Genomic DNA, 16,174 nt, shown 5'->3' on the forward strand with positions numbered 1-16,174 from the left:
TCCGTCCGCCCTGTGTACGATCCCCACGCCGGGGCGACAGCCTCCGCAGTCCCCGCCGAACAGCCCTGCTCCCCCGAGGAAGACCATGAAGTTCACCAACGGGTTCTGGCGCGTCCGCGATGGCGTTCAGATCGCCTACGCCACCGAGGCACGCGACGTGCGCGTCGCATCGAAGCGCTTCACCGCCTACGCCGCCACGCAGAAGGTGACGCGCAGGGGGGACACGCTCAACGCGCCGCTCCTCACCGTCGACTGCTTCTCGCCCGCCGAGGGTGTCATCGGGGTGCGCGTCACCCACCACGCCGGCCGGACGCGCCCGGGCCCCGACTTCGACCTCGCGGCCGGCCCCGGCGGCACGGACCCGGGCGAGGTCCGGCAGGACGGCACCGTCACCGAGCTGACCAGCGGCCCGCTGACCCTGCGCCTGGACCGGGCCGCCCCCTGGGCCCTGACCTTCCACGACGCGGACGGACGGGAGCTGACCCGCGCCGGCCGCAAGGGCACCGCGTTCGCCACCACCGACGACGGCTCCCACCACGTCCTCGCCCAGCTCGCGCTCGGCGTCGGCGAGCAGGTCTACGGCCTCGGCGAGCGATTCACCCCGTTCGTCAAGAACGGCCAGAGTGTGGACATCTGGCAGGCCGACGGCGGCACCAGCAGCGAGCAGGCCTACAAGAACATCCCGTTCTACCTGTCCTCACGCGGCTACGGCGTCTTCGTCAACCACCCCGGCAGGGTCTCCTTCGAGGTCGGCTCCGAATCCGTGGGGCAGGTGCAGTTCAGCGTCGAGGACCAGACGGTGGAGTACCACATCGTGGCCGGTCCCACCCCGAAGGACGTCCTCACCCGCTATACCGCCCTCACGGGCCGCCCGGCCCTGCCGCCCGCCTGGTCCTTCGGCCTGTGGCTGACCACCTCCTTCACCACGGACTACGACGAGCCGACGGTGATGTCGTTCGTCGACGGCATGGCCGAGCGCGGCATCCCGCTGTCCGTCTTCCACTTCGACTGCTTCTGGATGCGCGAGTACCAGTGGTGCGACTTCGCGTGGGACCCCGAGGTCTTCCCGGACCCGGAGGGAATGCTCGCCCGGCTGAAGGCCAGGGGGCTGCGGGTCAGCGCCTGGATCAACCCGTACATCGCCCAGAAGTCCCCCCTGTTCGAGGAGGCCGCCGCGCTCGGCCACCTGGTACGCCGGCCCGGCGGCGACGTGTGGCAGTGGGACCTGTGGCAGGCCGGCATGGCACTGGTCGACTTCACCAGCCCCGACGCCCGCGCCTGGTTCCGGTCGAAGCTGAAGCCGCTGCTGGACCAGGGCGTGGACTGTTTCAAGACCGACTTCGGCGAGCGCGTTCCGACCGACGTGGTCTGGCACGACGGCTCCGATCCGGAGCGGATGCACAACTACTACACCCACCTGTACAACCGGACCGTGTTCGAACTCCTCGAGAAGGAGCGCGGACAGGGCGACGCCGTGCTCTTCGCCCGCTCCGCGACCGCCGGCGGCCAGCAGTATCCCGTGCACTGGGGCGGCGACTGCTGGGCGTCCTTCGAGGCCATGGCCGAGTCACTCAGAGGCGGTCTGTCCCTCTCCCTGAGCGGCTTCGGTTTCTGGAGCCACGACATCGGAGGCTTCGAGGGCACCCCCGACCCGGCGGTCTTCAAACGCTGGCTGGCCTTCGGGCTGCTGTCCTCCCACAGCCGCCTGCACGGCTCGTCGTCGTACCGGGTGCCGTGGGAGTTCGGCGCCGAAGCCGTCGACGTCGCCCGGCGGTTCACGCTGCTCAAGCACCGCCTCATGCCCTACCTGTACGGTGCTGCCGCCGAGGCCCACCACACCGGCGTACCCGTGATGCGGCCCATGGTCCTGGAGTTCCCGCACGACCCGGCGTGCCGCCCGCTCGACCGCCAGTACATGCTCGGCGCGGACCTCCTGGTCGCCCCGGTGTTCGCCGAGGACGGCCGGGTCGAGGTCTATCTCCCCGAGGGCACCTGGACCCACCTGCTCAGCGGCGAACGGGTCACCGGCCCGGTGTGGCGCACCGAACGGCACGGCTACGACAGTCTTCCGCTGTACGTCCGCGAGGGCGCCGTCCTGCCGCTGGCCACCGACGACCAGCGGCCCGACGGCGACTGGCTGGACAACCCCACGCTGCTGGTCCACCCGCAGGCCACCGCCGAGTACACCCACCAGGTCAGCGTCCCCGACCTGACCGGCGCGCCGGCCGCGCGGTTCCGCGTCCGGCGCGAGGGCGACCTCCTGCGCGTCACCGCGGAGGGTTCCGGCCGGCCCTTCACCGTGCGCGTCGCCGGCGGCGCACAGGGCGAGGGCACGGGCGAGGTCACCGTCCCGCTGCGGTGACCGGCCGGCCCCGGGGCCCCGGGGGCACCGGCGGCCGTCCCGTCACCGGGCCACCTGGACGACCACCGGCGTCGGCGTCGGTGTCGGCTCCGGCCGATTTGTTCCGGCTACCGGCTACCGGCTACCGGCTACCTGCGGCCGGGGCCGGTCGGCAAGGCGCAGGCCGCCGTACCACCGGGCAGCCGGTGCCGGTTGTGGGCGACGAGGCGGTACACGCCGTGGGCGATCCAGCGGACCGGGGGGAGCCGCAGCAGGGCGCCGAGAACGCGCCAGGCGCCACCCGCGTTCGACAGCAGCCGGGCGACTGCCTGGGCGCCCCCGTACACCGTCCCGTCCGGGGCGACCCACAGTGCCTCGTAAGCGGCTCGTCCAGGGGTGACGCCCAGTTCGTCCAGCGGTGCGCGCTGCTGGGCCACCACCTCGCAGCGAGGCTTGATCCACTTCTGGGCGAAGGCAAGAGAGGCCGTGCAGAAGCCGCAGTCGCCGTCGTAGACCAGTACAGGTTGTGTCCGCATTCACCCATGGTGCCGCACCGCCGCTCCGGCCCCCCGCGGCCACCGGCGGACGAAGCCCCGCCGGCCCGGGGGAGCCGCGCCGGTGCGGAGGAGCCCGCTGGTTCGGGGAGAGGCCGCTGGGTAGGGAGGAACCCGCCGGCCTGGGGGAGCCCCGCCGGTTTCGGCGGAGGCCGCTGGCCGGGAGGAGCCCCGCCGGTTCGGGGGGAGCGTCGCTGCCTCGCGCTTGGGAGCGCGGATCACCCGCGGCCGGCGACATGCCGACGCCGAGTTTCGTGCTCTTCGAAGCCCGTCCGGCCGGTCTGACCTTCGCCCAGTTGGTCAGATCCGGTGAACGTTCGCCCCATCAGGCGCGATCCGGCCTGGCCAGGGGGGAAGCCGCCGGTTCCAGGGAGGCCGCTGGGCCAGGGAAGCCCCCCGGCCTGGGAAGAGGCCGCCGGCCGGGGGAAGCCACCCGGACGCGGGGAGCCCCCCGGCCCGGGGAGAACCCGCGGTTCGGGGAGCCCGCCGCTCAGGGAAGCCCGCTTGGTCCGGGCGAGCCGTCCGGGCTCCGGCCCCGGACCGGACCGGCGGGGGAGGGTCCTCCTCGGTGTCCGAGAAGGACCCCCTCGGCACGCGACCGCGTAGCCCGGCGGCGCTCCGCTCACGCGCGTGGCGCCGCTCCCTCGTCGACGGGCAGGGAGACGGGCTCGTCCGGTGCCGGGGTGTCCGGCCCGCCGGTGTCGGGCCCGGCGTGGTCCTTCCCGGCCGGGGCACCACGGGGGCCGGTGCGGCGCAGGGCCAGGTGGAGCGCCGGCATCAGGGCGCAGGTGATCGCGGCGCTGTACCAGAGCAGCGCGTCCAGCCGGCCCGCCGCCAGACAGGCGCCCGCGGCCACCGCGGCCGCCGCGCACACACCGCGGTCCACGATGCTCTCCACCGACAGCAGCGTGGCCCGCGGCGCGTCCACCGGGATGGCGTCGTTGACGAGCTTGCGCTGCACGGGATAGACGAACCCGGTGATCGCGGCGAACGCGCACAACAGCGCGACCACGGTCCAGGGGCCGCCCACGGCGGTGCCCGCCAGCACGAGGGCCAGGGCCACGCTCAGCAGGGACACCCAGCCGGCCGGCGGCAGCCGGCGGCTCAGCCACTGGGGACGGGCCGACGCCACCGCCTCGGCGACCGTCATCGCCGCGAGCACACTGCCGTGCGTGCTCTCCCCGATGCCGTGCTCCAGCAGCACCGGCTGGAACAGGTTGACCTGGCAGATCCGCGACAACGTGAACACGGCGACGCCCTGCACCATGAGCAGCGCCAGCCACGGTGACGACCACAGGACACGCAGAGCGGCGCCCGTGTCACGCAGCGGTCCGCCGCCGCGCCGCGCCCGGTCGCGCCGGCGGGTGTCCGTGCCGGGCGTGGCGAGCCGCGGCAGGGCGAGGGCGCAGCCGAGGGAACCGGCCGCGCACACCGCGCTGAGCACGTACGGTGTCTGCGGGGCCAGGGTCATCAGCGGCCCGACGAGCGGCCAGCACACGACCTTGGCGGCGAGCCCGAGGGCACGCGCCGTGCCCTCCGCCTTGAGATAGTGGCCCTCCGCCCGCTCGGCGCGCAGTCCGTCGTACAGATAGGCGCTCGCCGCGCCCGACGCCAGGGAACGTCCGGCCGCGATGGCGAGGAAGTGCGCGAGGAAACCGGTGTAGGTCGGGGCCAGCACCGGCGCCAGGTTCGCCGCCGTCATGACCACCGCTCCGGCGCGCAGGCAGTTGCGGGCGCCGATGCGGTCGGCGACGATCCCGGTCGGTATCTCGAACAGGCAGAAGGCGATGTAGTAGATGCTCTGGATGCCGAAGATCTGCCCGTCGGACAGGCCCGCGTCCCGCTGGTAGGCGTAGAACACGGGCATCCACCACAGCAGGTTGAACAGCAGCTGGAACCCGTTGTTGAGGCGGATGACGCGGCGCGCGGCCGGGGGCGGCGCCGGTACGGGTGGCGAGGACCGCAGGAGGGACATACGGCGCCTCACCGGGCGTAGGGGCGGACCTGGACCAGGTGGAAGGCCCCCTCCGCGGTCATGAGCCACTCGATGTCCAGGGCGCCGTCGGGATCGTCCTCGCTGAAGTGGGACTGCAACAGGCGCCCCGCGAGGGCGAGTTCGGCCAGTGAGGCGCGTGTCGCCGCCGGAAGGTCCGCGCCCGACGAGCCGATGTCGACCGTACGCCCGCCGCCCTCGACGGTGTTGTAGAGGTACTGCTGCGGCAGCACCGTCCCGTCGACCACCTGCTCCGGCGAGCCGGGCGTGCAGTTCAGGTAGACGTTGCGGAAGTCCTCGGGGCGGGTGGGATCGCAGGTCACGAGCACGCCCCCCAGGCCGGCGGGCACGTACTCCTGGACGATCACCCCCATGTAGGTGTCGTCCAGGGGGATGCCGACCTGGTGCCGCAGGCGCACGCTGCGCGGCGACAGCAGCGACGCCCACACCTGCCGTACGGCGTCCATGAGCTGGTCCGTGCCGTGCACGGTGGTCACCGAGTCGTAGATCCCGGCGGCCGAGAAACCGGGCAGGTCCTCGGCGTTGGAGGAGGAGCGCACGACCAGACGGCGCCCGTCGGCCGTGAGCGCCGCCACGGAGGAGGTGATCGCCCGCGTCACTTCCTCGGGCATCGGCGTACTGCACGTCAGGTGCTGAAGGTGAAGTGACAGCGGGTCGATCACGTCGAGGGCCTCGAGTTCGAGCGCCATCTTCAGCTTGCCGATGCCCTGCTGCAGGGCGGGGGAGGAGGTGAGGAACAGATGGTGCAGCCGGAACGGCAGCGCCACGCCCCGGGGGGCGCGGACCGTCCCCGCCACGCGTTCGGCCGCCGCGGCGCGCAGCCGCCGCGGCGACGCTCCCGGCTCGCCCAGCCGGGCGGCGAGGTGGCCGAGCAGATCGGGCCGTGGCGGGCGCGGGCGCGCGTAGAACGTCGTCAGGTCCGCCGTGCGGCTGTCCAGGACGTGATGCACTTCCCCGAGGTTGGCCGCCTTGGTGCCGTAACTGTCCCGGTCGGCGCACCGCAGCCGGTGCAGCTCCAGGATCGGCGCCTCCTCCAGCAGCGGTGTCTCGATGCGGATGCGCTGCTGGTGCCAGGCGGGCCGCTCCAGGGCCGGTGCGTGGGACAGCCGCTCCAGCGTGACGGCGTCCTCACGCACGCGGTAGCGCACCCAGGCGCCGTCGAGGCCGTCCTGCCGGACGACGGCGTCCAGGTCGCGGACGATCGCGTTCGGGATCCCCCAGCCCGCCGCGAGGACGTTGGTGTGCGACAGCGGCGTCGTGGGGACCGTGTTGATGAAGCCTGCGGTCCGGGGCACGTCGTCGGGCAGCCGGGGCATCGCCACGATGTCCGACCAGCCCAGCTCCCCGGCCGCGCTCTCGTACTCCGCCGTGGTGCGGAAGTAGCGCAACCGCCCCTCGGCCTCACCCGGGTTGAGGCAGGTGCGGGTGCGATTGCCGAACAGTTCGTGACTGAGGACCCGCGGCACGCGCGCCTCCCCGACCGCGGCCAGCTCGTGCTCCTGACCGTGGTTGGCGGGCTTCAGCAGCAGCGGCAGACGGCCGTCCACCCGTCCGCGCACGTAGTGGTAGAACTCCTCCAGCAAGGGCCCCGGCATCGTGTCCGCCTCGGTCGTCTCCAGCACGAGGAAGGGCCGCTCCGAGCCGTCGGCCTCCTCCTCGGTGTGCAGGGACACCACCCCGAGCAGGAACCGGCGTTCGGGGTCCATGTACACCGACGCGTTGAACGCGTCGAGTTCCGCGTCGAGTTCGTCCAGCGACATGCCGAGGACACGGGTCGCGATGTAGTCGACGTGGAAGGGATGCACCCGGGTGTCGAGCAGGTGCCAGGTGTTCTCGGCACGGTCCACGACGACCTTGAGGTACGGGTGTCCGGCCAGTACCCCGGACAGCGCGCGGAACAGCGGCAGCGACAGGTTCGCGCCGATGACGGTACGGTCGCCGGTGGCGGCGTCGGGCACGGCCGCCCCGGCCGGTGCGTGCGTCATGCGCGGGCCTCCTCGGTGACGTCCGTGGGCAGGATCCGCGGCAGGGCGTCCACCACGGCGGCGAAGTCGCTGACGACGGTCTGCGGCCGGTCGGCCGACAGCAGACACACGGCCGCCATGGTGTTGGCGCCGGCGGCGGGGTCGTACACCGGCACGGGGGCGCCGTCGGGCAGGGCGCTCTCGGCGACGACGGACAGCGTGCTGCCCACCCCGACAGGAGCCGAGCGGACGACCGTCGCGGAGTCCCACAGATGGCGGCGGGCCCAGGGCGAACCGTCGCCGTTCACGGCCAGCACCACCAGGGACCCGGTCGCGCCGACGGCGTCCTGCGGCGTCAACGCCCGGGCCGGCCAGGCGGGTGAGCCGCCCAGCAGCTGATCGGTGAACATGCCGGCCAGGTCGAGACCGAAGACCTGCTCGATCTGCGGCACCGTCATCGCGCCGCCGAACCGCGCCGCCGTCTCGATCACCCACATACGGCCGTCCGCGCCCAGCTTGATCTCCGTGTGCGTGCCGCAGTCCTCCAGACCCAGGGCGTCCACGGCGCGCCCGGCCAGCTCCACGATCCTGTCCTGGGCCGTGCCGCCCAGCGCCGCCGGGGTGATACCGGCACGCTCGGTGAACGGTGCCACCGTCGGCATCCGGCCGCTCACGCAGACCGGACGGAACGCACCGCCGACGACCACGCCCTCCACGCTGACGTAGTCACCCCAGCCGGCACCGTCGAACCACTCCTCGGCGCATCCGCTGACGATCTCCTCGACGATGAAGTCCTCGCCGGCCCCGGCGACATGCAGCTCCGCGAACCCGAGCAGCGCCGACTCCGCCATCACCGCCCGCGACCGCTGCCAGGCGTCCCGCACGTCGCCGGGCGTCTCGATGATCTGGTGGGCGGTCGAACCGGCGCTCCACGCGGCCTTCAGCAGCAGCGGGAACGACAACTCCGCCGCTGCGCGCTCCAGTTCGGCCACCGTCGTGACCGCGCGGAACCGGGGCTGCGGTATCCCCCGGCGCTCCCACGCCGCCCGCATCAGCCGCTTGTCCCGGGCGAGCGCGGCGGCGGGCCCGGCACCGCGCAGCCCCAGCCGCCGGGACGCCTCGGCCACCGCCACCACCGCGTACTCCGAGAAGGTGACGACCGCCTCCGCGCTCACCTCCCGGGCCCGGGCCGTGATGACCTCCACCAGGTCGCGTCCCTCCGGAACGGTGTGCGTGACCACCGAGTCGCACAGGCTCGCGGCCCGTTCCGCCACCGTGGCGGGCAGTTCGCTGAGTGCCAGCAGGTGCACCGCGGACCTCGCGGCCACCCGCGCGAGGGCATGTCCCACCGGGGGGCCGCCCTTGGCATGCACGTACAGCACCTTGCTCACCGATACCCAACTCCCTTGGTCGTCCCGAAGGCCCGGACGCGGGCCGCGCCCGGACGGGATACGGCGGCCGGCGGACGCCCCGCCGGTGTGAAGTCAGCTGCCCCGCCGTCTCCTTCAAGCGAACCAGCCCCAACTGCCCCCAACTGTGCGCGGTTAGACGAATCGTTCAGGCAAATGCCGTACTGATAAGGGCAGTTGTTGGCATGTGAAGGTCATGTGATGCGCTAGTGCCCGGCCGGTGCGCACACGCGCGGCCTCCGCCCGGTCCGCATGTCTGCTCCGCCACGGGATACGCATGCTGTGTCACTCAACGTGATGTGGTGGACCATTGAAGGAGTTGGGCCGTGGACGAGGCCGATTTCAAGACGCTGCTCGCGCCCCTTCCGGTGTCCTGGTGGGAGGCCGACGACGGGCTCGGAGTGGTCGACAGCGGGGGCGGCGCGTTCGACGACGACGGGACCGAACGCCGCTTCCTGGAAGCCCTCCGCGCCGACCGCGGCGGGCCGTCCGGCACCCCCGACGCGCCCTACCAGGTGCGCTTCGAGGGCCGTACCTTCCACGTCAACTGGCCGGCCCGCCACGACGGCGCCGGCCGCGACGGCGACAGGGGAGCGGCCGTCGAGGTGAGCGGCCGGCCGGAGGACAACCCGTACGCCGCGTTCGCCGACCTCACCCCGGCCGCGGCCTTCGTGCGCGACGCCACCGGCCGCTACCTGTGGGCCAACCACGCGTACGCCCACCTGTACGGCACCACGCGTGACGCCGTGATCGGCCGCCACCTCGCCGAGGTCGACCAACCCGACGACGTGACCCGGTTCCTCGCCCTGGACCGGGCGGTCCTGACCGAGGGCCGGCCCGTGCGGCACGCCCTCACCTACCGGCGCCCCGACGGAACCTCCGGACAGGCCGCCGGGTACCGCTTCCCCGTCCGCTGGGGCGGCCGCCGCTGTGTGGCGGGCATCTACGTCGACGTCACCGACTACACCCGGGCGCTGGCCCAGCGACGCCGGGCCGAGGAGGACCTGAGGGCCCTGCGCGACCACAGCGGCCTCCTCTGCGTCCGCCTGTCCACCGACGGACTGGTGGGCGAGGCCGGCACCGCGGTCGCCGAACTCCTGCGCGTCCGTCTCTCCGACCTCATAGGGCTGCCGGCCGACACCCTGCTGGCGAGGACACCCGAACGCACCGCGGTGCACCGGATCTGGCACGACCTCGTCGGCGGGCGGCGCAGAAGCGCCCGGACCTCCGCGGTGCTCGTCGACGGAGACAGCCGGCAGCGGCGCGTGCGCGTCCACCTGAACGCCGTGTGCCACGCCGCGGAACGCGTGCCCAGTGTCTGGGCCGTCATCACCCACGTCGGCCTGCGCCACGAGGCACAACCGGCACTGACGGCCAGCCAGGTACGTATCCTCGCCCTGCTGGCCGCCGGGCACAGCAACGCGGACATCGCGGGCACGCTGCACCTCTCCCGGCAGACGGTCGACTACCACCTGAGCCGGCTGCGTGACCTGCTGGGCGCCCCCACCCGCCCGGCCCTGGTCGCCCGCGCCTACGTGCTCGGCATCCTCTCCCCCCAGGCATGGCCGCCGCGGTCCGCCACGGCGGCCCATCCACTGAGTCCGGTGTGACCGGCGGTCCGCTCGGCGGCGGCTGCGCCGGGTGCGGGCGAGGAGCACAGCTGCCGTCGCCCGTCGCGGCGTTCGGCCGGGGTCCCCGGGGTGCTGCCGCCGGGTCTGCGCCGCACACCGCCCCGATCCGTGTCGTCATCGACACTCCGGCTCGGTGAGCGGCGCCGAACCGGGCAGCGAGCTGCCGGAGGTGGCGGCGATCGCGCGGGCGAGGGGTGCGACCCGGCCCCGGTGATCTCCCGCGACGCGGCGGCCGGGGTCGCGGTCCCGCTGTGCCGCGCCGCGGACGTCGAACCAATCGGCGGCGGGGGGGGACCTGCGGTCCGGTTCCGTCCGGGCGCCGCGTTCCCGGCCACGGCCGGACGTGATCGCCGCCCTCACGGACGGTCGGACGCCGTGGCCGTACGAGCAGCCGTCCTGCCGCACCGCCGTCGGCCTCGTTCCGCCCGTGCCGTGGACGAGAAGAACGCCGAAAACGTCCCGGACACCCCGCCGCCCCGGGCGCGTGTCGTCACCATCGGCTGAGCGGCACAGTGGGCGCCGGGCGCGGGCCGCCCGTCGACGCCCTACTCGACGGCCGGGTCCTCCTGACCCTGCCGGACAGCTTTCTGCACGGCCTGTTCCACCTCGTGCTCGTCGGCCCCGGTGGCCTCGGCGTGCCGGGTGACGGCCGCCCGCGCCGCCTCGGACGCCGCCCGCCAGCGACGCCCCTGCGCCTCGTACTCGTCACCGGTGAGGCCGGCGAGCGCGGCCCGTTCCTCCTGGGCGCGTCGTTCCAGCCTGATCAGCTCATCGGGGACGTCTGCCACGAGGACAGATCCTAGTCGGCGCGCATGACGCACGGCCATCGGACTCATCGCCCGATCGGGTAGACCTGCGGTCTTCCCCGACGGCCGGCCGGTACGGCCGCGGGCGGGGGAGTGAGACACGGGCCGCCGGGCATGTGCTTCTGCGGGCTCGTCCGGCGAAGCCCGCACCCATCCGTCTCCCCGGCCCTACGGAGTACCTGCGTGATCCTCGACGGCATACCGGCAGCTCCCGCCCGTGGCACCGCGTCCGACGCGGCTGCCCGCAAGCAGCGCCTGCGTCGCCGTCTGGAGCGGCTGATCGGCATCGCCGCCACCGAGGGCAACGAACTGATTCCCCTGCGCAACGGCGACGAGATCTTCCCCGCGATGCTCGGGGCGATCCGGTCGGCCCGGCACACGATCGACATGATGACGTTCGTGTACTGGCGTGGCCAGATCGCCCGTGACTTCGCGACCGCCCTCGCCGAGCGCGCCCGCGAGGGGATACGGGTGCGCCTGCTGCTCGACGGCTTCGGTGCCAAGGAGATCGAGCGGGACCTGCTCGACCTCATGGACGCGGCGGGTGTGCAGGTGGCCTGGTTCCGCAGGCCCGTCTGGCTGTCGCCGTTAAAGCAGAACCACCGCTGTCACCGCAAGGCCCTGATCGTCGACGAGCACACCGCGTTCACCGGCGGCGTCGGCATCGCGGAGGAGTGGTGCGGTGACGCCCGCGGGCCGGGGGAGTGGCGCGACACCCACGTCCAGGTGCGCGGTCCGGCCGTGGACGGCATCGCGGCCGCGTTCGCGCAGAACTGGGCCGAGTGCCACGACGAACTCTTCGACGACCGCGACCGCTTCACCGAGCACCGCCAGGCCGGCTCGTCGGTCGTGCAGGTCGTGCGCGGCTCGGCGAGCATCGGCTGGCAGGACATGCAGACCCTCATCCGGGTCATGCTCACCTCGGCCGAGGAGCGCTTCCGCCTCGCCACCGCCTACTTCGCCCCCGACACGTACTTCATCGACCTGCTGTGCCAGACGGCCCGGCGCGGTGTGCGCGTGGAGATCCTGCTTCCCGGCCCGCACACCGACCAGCGCGCCTGCCAGCTCGCCGGCCAGCACCACTACACCCGCCTCCTCCAGGCGGGCGTGCACATCCGGCAGTACCAGCCGACCATGATGCACGCAAAGATCATCACGGTGGACTCGGTCGCCGCCCTCATCGGTTCCACCAACTTCAACCGCAGGTCCATGGACCACGACGAAGAGGTCATGCTCGCCGTCCTGGACGAGACGTTCACCGCCGGACTCGACCGCGACTACGACGAGGACCTGCGGCAGAGCGTGGCCATCGACCTCGCCCGGTGGAGACGGCGCGCGGTTCTCCAGCGTGCCAAGGAGGCCGCCGTCACCCCGGTCCGCCGGTTCCTGTGACCTCCGGACCGGGTCCCCGGCCTCGTCGGGGCCGCCGGACGGAGTAAGCCCTGCCTCTTGCCCGGGCACGGACGGGCAGGTACGAAGAAGTTTCCCTCAGGCAACAGTTGTCGGCCGGGAGCGAGCTGTTCCGGTCACCTTGGCTCCTACGATGGCCCGGCCGGCGGTGCTTGCCCGGCGGCTCGTCGGGTAACCGCGTTTGAATGAGGGTGGTATCCGTATGGGCAGGCCTTTACTGAAAGCGATGTGTTCGTGACTCGTCTCAGTGGCTCGGGGGACGACCGGCCGGGCGGACCGGGGGACGACGACCCTCTGTCCGCGGCGCTGGAGATCGCCGATGCCGCGGACGGTCTGGCGAACCTGTGGTCGGTGGCCGCCCAGGGGGCGAGCCTGCGGCTGTCACCCCACCAACTGCGGGCCCTTCGGATCCTGGAGTCACAGCCGGGGCTCAATCTCACCGCTCTGGCCGAGGGGATGGAGATAGGGCCGCCGACCGCCAGCCGGCTGTGCGACCGGCTGGAGGCGGCCGGTCTCCTCGAACGTCTGCTGCATCCGCACAGGCGGCGTGAGGTGCGGCTGGTCCTCACCGGACCCGGCCGGCACGTCCTCAGCGAGGTGGCCGCGCACAGGTCCCAGGCGCTCGCCGCGGTCCTCGCGGCCATGGCGCCCGCCGAGCGGGAGGCGCTCAGCCGGGGGATGCGGGCGTTCCTGGCCGCTCTGGCCGGCCCCGGCCGGGGGAGCGACGGTCCCGAACCCTGAAGCGCGGCACCCCGGCCCCCGGTGCCGCTCGCCGTCAGGCCGGCGAGCCGTGCCAGTCGAGGCAGACCACGGCGGCGTCGGACATCAGCTCCTTGCTCCCGTGGTGCTCGATCAGCCCGGCGACGACCGCGCGGGCCGTCTCGTGCGGCGCCGCGGGACGGGTGGCGCCGAGGATCAGGCGCAAGGCGTGTTCGCCGAAGAGATCACCGCCCGCGGACCGGGTCATGTGCACACCGCTGCTGACCACGAGGAGCCGGTCGCCGGGCTCCACCTGGAAGGTCTGCTCCTCGTAGACCGTCTCCTCGAACATCCCCAGCGGCATCTGCGCCTCCAGCTCGATCCGCTCGGTGTGGCTGTCGCGCTGGCGGAACAGCTGGGGTGAGCCCGCGTCCACCGCGCGTACCGCGCCGGTGGCCAGGTCGAACGCCAGCAGCAGGGTGGAGGCGTACATCTTGCCGCCGTACTGGGCGTAGACGGCCTGGTCGGCCAGGGACGCCTGGTCGGCCAGGCCGAGGCCGGCGCGGCGGGCGTTGCGCAGCGCACCCACGGTGAGGCTGGTGAGCAGGGAGGCGTCGATGCCCTGCCCCATGCCGTCGGTGACGCTGAGGACGAGGCGGTCGCCGGTGGTGGACCAGTCGAAGTTGTCCCCGCCGATCGCGTAGGCGGGTTCGAGATGCGCGCCGATGACGTACTCGTCGCGGGCACAGCCCCGGCCGGGCAGGAGCTGCCACTGCATCTCCGCGGCGAGGGTCAGACGGCGGGTGCGACGGGCCTGGAGGTAGAGGTCGGTGTCGCGGCCCGCGGTGGTGACCTCGTGCCCCAGTGCCGTGGCGAAGCCACCGAGCTGGAGCACGGTCTCCGGGCCGGCGGCCCCCGCCGGGAGGCGCACGGAGAGCACGCCCAGACGGTCGCCGCGCACCGTGATGGGCAGATGCACCAGATGACCGGCCGGCTCCTGGAGGACCTCGATCACCGGGTTCTGGGTGAGGAAGGCGCTGCCGGCGGGGCCGTCGTGGGCGGAGACCGGGGGGCCGGTGTGCGGCAGATGGGACACCGGTTGCAGAACCGTCAGGCCGTAGTCGGCGAGCAGGAGGGTCACCTCCTGCGCTCCGACACCCTCGGCGAGGATGCGGCGGGCCGTGGCGACCAGCGCGTGGGGCGCGGCAGCGCGCAGGAGGGCCTCCGCCGACGGGAGCGGTTCAGAAGCTTTCACGGCATCCACCCTCTCGCCTCGTGTCCTCCACGCTACCCCGAGGACGTCCGCCTCCAGGACGCCGGGTAAGAGCCGGACCCCGGCCCGCCTCCCGCCGCGACACCGGTCCGGACGGTGACACGGTGTGGCACATCAGCACGCAGACGTCGTCGTCGCGTTCGGAGTCGTGCAGCAGGGGCTTGAGCAACGCGTCGGCCGCGGCGTCCAGATCCTGTTCCAGCTCGGCGGTGCTCAGTGTGCCCAGCGCCCGGCCGAGTCGCTCGATGCCGGGGTCGATGCCCTGCGCCCGGCGTTCGACCAGGCCGTCGGTGTACAGCACCAGGGACGAGCCGGCGGGCAGGTCCGCCCGGTGGTCCGCGTACGCGTAGGGCACGGGGATGCCCAGCATCACACCGGGCTTGGCGTTCAGCACGCGTACGGTGCCGTCGGCGTCGCGCACCACGGCGGGCGGGTGACCGGCCGACGCCCAGACCACCTCCGGCTCACCCGGCCGGAAACGGGCGATCATGGCGGTGGCGTACAGCTCCGGTTGCAGGTGCCGGAGCATGCGGTGCAGGTGCGTGAGGATGTCGCCGGGGCTGTCGTTCTCGACGGCGTACGCCCGCAGCGCCGTACGCAGCTGGCCCATGACCACGGCGGCGTGCAGACCGTGCCCGGTGACGTCGCCGATGACGGCCAGCAGGCTGCCGTCCGGCTGGAGGAAGGCGTCGTACCAGTCGCCGCCGATGTTCAGACCCCGGGTGGCGGGGAGGTAGCGCGCGGCCAGCAGCAGACCGGACACGGTGGGCAGGTCGGTCAACTGAGCGTGTTGCAGGGTCTCGGCGGTGTCGCGGTACTGCTCGTAGCGGCGCGCGTTGTCCAGGGCGACACCGACCCGGCGGGCGAGCTCCACCAGCATCACTGTGGTGTCCGCGTCGAAGCGCGGCCCGGGCGCGGTGAGGGTGAGGACCCCCAGCTGACGGTGCGCCACCAGGGGGATGGCCAGCACCGGGCGCTGCGGGGACGGCGCGGACGGTGGGAGGTCCTCGGTGCCGGGCAGCCTCCCGGGCTGGGCGGCGGCGTGCTGGGGACGGCCGGTACGGGCGGCGGCCACCGCGGCGTCCGGCCGCTCCTGCATGCGGTGCGCGTCCGCGCCGTACTCCTGCTGCTCCCCGTCCTCCTCGTCGAAGAGCCACACGTCGAGGTGCTCCGCGTACTCCGGGACCAGCATGTCGGAGAGACGTCGCAGGATGGCCGTATGGCTCAGCGACGCCGTGATGGCGGCGCTGGCGTCCCCGAGGAAGGTCAGCAGCCGCCGTGCCCGCTCGGCCTCGGCGCGCGCGGTCCGCTCGGCCTCGAGGAGTTCGCGCTGGGCCAGCGCCGCGGCCTCCAGGTCGGAGTGCAGTGCCAGGACGCCCTGGTTGGTCTGGTGCAGCTCGTCCAGGTGCAGCCGGACGAGGCGTTCCTGTTCGTCCAGGACGTCCAGTACGGCCGCGGTGTTCTCGTCGGCGCGCAGCAGGGCCTCGGGCAGTGTCGTGTCGTCGGCCGGGCCGTCCGGGGCGGGCCGGTGCGGCAGGGAGCAGACGAGGACCGGCTCGTCGTCCGGGCCCGGCACCGGTGAGCCGGCCCGCCGCAGCGAGATCTCGAGCCGGCCTTCCCGGCCGGCCGTGCTCCGCCGGGCGTGGAGCCGGAGTTCCCAGGTGCCGCCCTGGGCGAGGCAGCGGCGCAGCCGTGCCGTCAGGGACGTCAGCAAGCGGGCGCGCTCCAGCGCCGGCGCGCCGCCGTCCGTGGCGACGCGGTCGACGGCCACTCGGGCCCGGGCCGCGTCGCCGACGGACGCGATCTTCCAGACATCGGGGGTTGCGGTCATGGACGTCCGTCCGGAGGGTCAGGGGTCAGTACGGCCACACGGCTGTCGTCGCGCGGGGGGCGTACGGCGCTGCCGGCGTCGCACGGGACGCGGTGTGCCGCCGGCATGCCTAGGACGCTCGACCCGTGACCGGGCGAGGCGATCCGCACGCACGGTGCCCTGTCCGCGAGGGTGCCGGACGGGCCGGCCGTGCGGATGCCGGCGTGACCGCCGCTCGCGGGCTCGTCGGCGACCGGCGCCAC

General features: G+C 73.3%; 11 protein-coding genes and 1 pseudogene. 5 read left to right on the top strand and 7 right to left on the bottom strand.

All coding sequences use genetic code 11. The annotated features are described in order from the left end of the window. The first annotated feature begins 85 nt into the window (after nt 1–85). Entirely contained in the window at nt 86–2,362 is a 2,277-nt protein-coding gene (gene yicI / locus AB0F03_RS29830; RefSeq protein WP_361997414.1) for an alpha-xylosidase, read from the top strand. Between the two features lie 128 nt (nt 2,363–2,490). Here the strand turns inward: yicI and AB0F03_RS29835 are convergent, their stop codons facing one another. The 4 genes from AB0F03_RS29835 to AB0F03_RS29850 all read right to left on the bottom strand — a co-directional run bounded on the left by AB0F03_RS29835 (nt 2,491) and on the right by AB0F03_RS29850 (nt 8,264). Continuing rightward, nucleotides 2,491–2,877, bottom strand: coding sequence for a DUF393 domain-containing protein (locus AB0F03_RS29835; protein ID WP_361997416.1), 387 nt, complete (start codon nt 2,875–2,877; stop codon nt 2,491–2,493). A 640-nt stretch (nt 2,878–3,517) separates the two neighbouring features. Continuing rightward, nucleotides 3,518–4,870 (bottom strand): MFS transporter, encoded by a 1,353-nt coding sequence (locus AB0F03_RS29840; RefSeq protein ID WP_361997418.1) that lies wholly within the window; start codon nt 4,868–4,870, stop codon nt 3,518–3,520. Nucleotides 4,871–4,878: 8 nt separating this feature from the next. Continuing rightward, nucleotides 4,879–6,894, bottom strand: a complete 2,016-nt coding sequence (locus AB0F03_RS29845) for a PEP/pyruvate-binding domain-containing protein (RefSeq protein ID WP_361997419.1) — start codon at nt 6,892–6,894, stop codon at nt 4,879–4,881. Further along, on the bottom strand, nt 6,891–8,264 hold the full coding sequence (locus AB0F03_RS29850; protein WP_361997421.1) for an ATP-grasp domain-containing protein: 1,374 nt from the start codon (nt 8,262–8,264) through the stop codon (nt 6,891–6,893). The genes AB0F03_RS29845 and AB0F03_RS29850 overlap by 4 nt, the downstream gene beginning before the upstream one ends. A 344-nt stretch (nt 8,265–8,608) precedes the next feature. Here AB0F03_RS29850 and AB0F03_RS29855 point away from each other — a divergent pair, with 344 nt between their 5' ends. Together AB0F03_RS29855 and AB0F03_RS29860 are read left to right on the top strand one after the other, a co-directional pair. Beyond that, entirely contained in the window at nt 8,609–9,892 is a 1,284-nt protein-coding gene (locus tag AB0F03_RS29855) for a PAS domain S-box protein (protein ID WP_361997423.1), read from the top strand. A gap of 3 nt (nt 9,893–9,895) precedes the next feature. Beyond that, a pseudogene (locus AB0F03_RS29860) lies at nt 9,896–10,417 on the top strand (hypothetical protein); the annotation flags it as partial. Between the two features lie 41 nt (nt 10,418–10,458). On the opposite strand, the gene AB0F03_RS29865 reads toward AB0F03_RS29860, so the two are convergent. Continuing rightward, nucleotides 10,459–10,701 (bottom strand): hypothetical protein, encoded by a 243-nt coding sequence (locus AB0F03_RS29865; protein ID WP_361997425.1) that lies wholly within the window; start codon nt 10,699–10,701, stop codon nt 10,459–10,461. A gap of 201 nt (nt 10,702–10,902) precedes the next feature. Here AB0F03_RS29865 and AB0F03_RS29870 point away from each other — a divergent pair, with 201 nt between their 5' ends. Continuing rightward, nucleotides 10,903–12,111: a phospholipase D-like domain-containing protein gene (locus AB0F03_RS29870; protein WP_361997427.1), complete on the top strand. Its 1,209-nt coding sequence runs from the start codon at nt 10,903–10,905 to the stop codon at nt 12,109–12,111. Nucleotides 12,112–12,363: 252 nt separating this feature from the next. Continuing rightward, nucleotides 12,364–12,870 carry a MarR family transcriptional regulator gene (locus AB0F03_RS29875; protein ID WP_361997429.1) on the top strand — a complete coding sequence of 169 codons (507 nt, stop codon included), beginning with the start codon at nt 12,364–12,366 and terminating at the stop codon, nt 12,868–12,870. Between the two features lie 34 nt (nt 12,871–12,904). On the opposite strand, the gene AB0F03_RS29880 is transcribed toward AB0F03_RS29875, so the two are convergent. Together AB0F03_RS29880 and AB0F03_RS29885 are read right to left on the bottom strand one after the other, a co-directional pair. Then, on the bottom strand, nt 12,905–14,092 hold the full coding sequence (locus AB0F03_RS29880; RefSeq protein ID WP_361997430.1) for a PP2C family protein-serine/threonine phosphatase: 1,188 nt from the start codon (nt 14,090–14,092) through the stop codon (nt 12,905–12,907). Continuing rightward, on the bottom strand, nt 14,070–15,932 hold the full coding sequence (locus AB0F03_RS29885; RefSeq protein WP_361997432.1) for a SpoIIE family protein phosphatase: 1,863 nt from the start codon (nt 15,930–15,932) through the stop codon (nt 14,070–14,072). The genes AB0F03_RS29880 and AB0F03_RS29885 overlap by 23 nt, the downstream gene beginning before the upstream one ends. Nucleotides 15,933–16,174 lie beyond the last annotated feature (242 nt).

This window comes from Streptomyces sp. NPDC028722, from assembly GCF_040637655.1.
Taxonomy (GTDB): Bacteria; Actinomycetota; Actinomycetes; order Streptomycetales; family Streptomycetaceae; genus Streptomyces.

Bases quoted from the DNA above. Each gene is read 5' to 3' on its own strand.
- yicI (WP_361997414.1), top strand. From the start codon at position 86: ATGAAGTTCACCAACGGGTTCTGGCGCGTCCGCGATGGCGTTCAGATC.
- AB0F03_RS29835 (WP_361997416.1), bottom strand. From the start codon at position 2,877: ATGCGGACACAACCTGTACTGGTCTACGACGGCGACTGCGGCTTCTGC.
- AB0F03_RS29840 (WP_361997418.1), bottom strand. From the start codon at position 4,870: ATGTCCCTCCTGCGGTCCTCGCCACCCGTACCGGCGCCGCCCCCGGCC.
- AB0F03_RS29845 (WP_361997419.1), bottom strand. From the start codon at position 6,894: ATGACGCACGCACCGGCCGGGGCGGCCGTGCCCGACGCCGCCACCGGC.
- AB0F03_RS29885 (WP_361997432.1), bottom strand. From the start codon at position 15,932: ATGACCGCAACCCCCGATGTCTGGAAGATCGCGTCCGTCGGCGACGCG.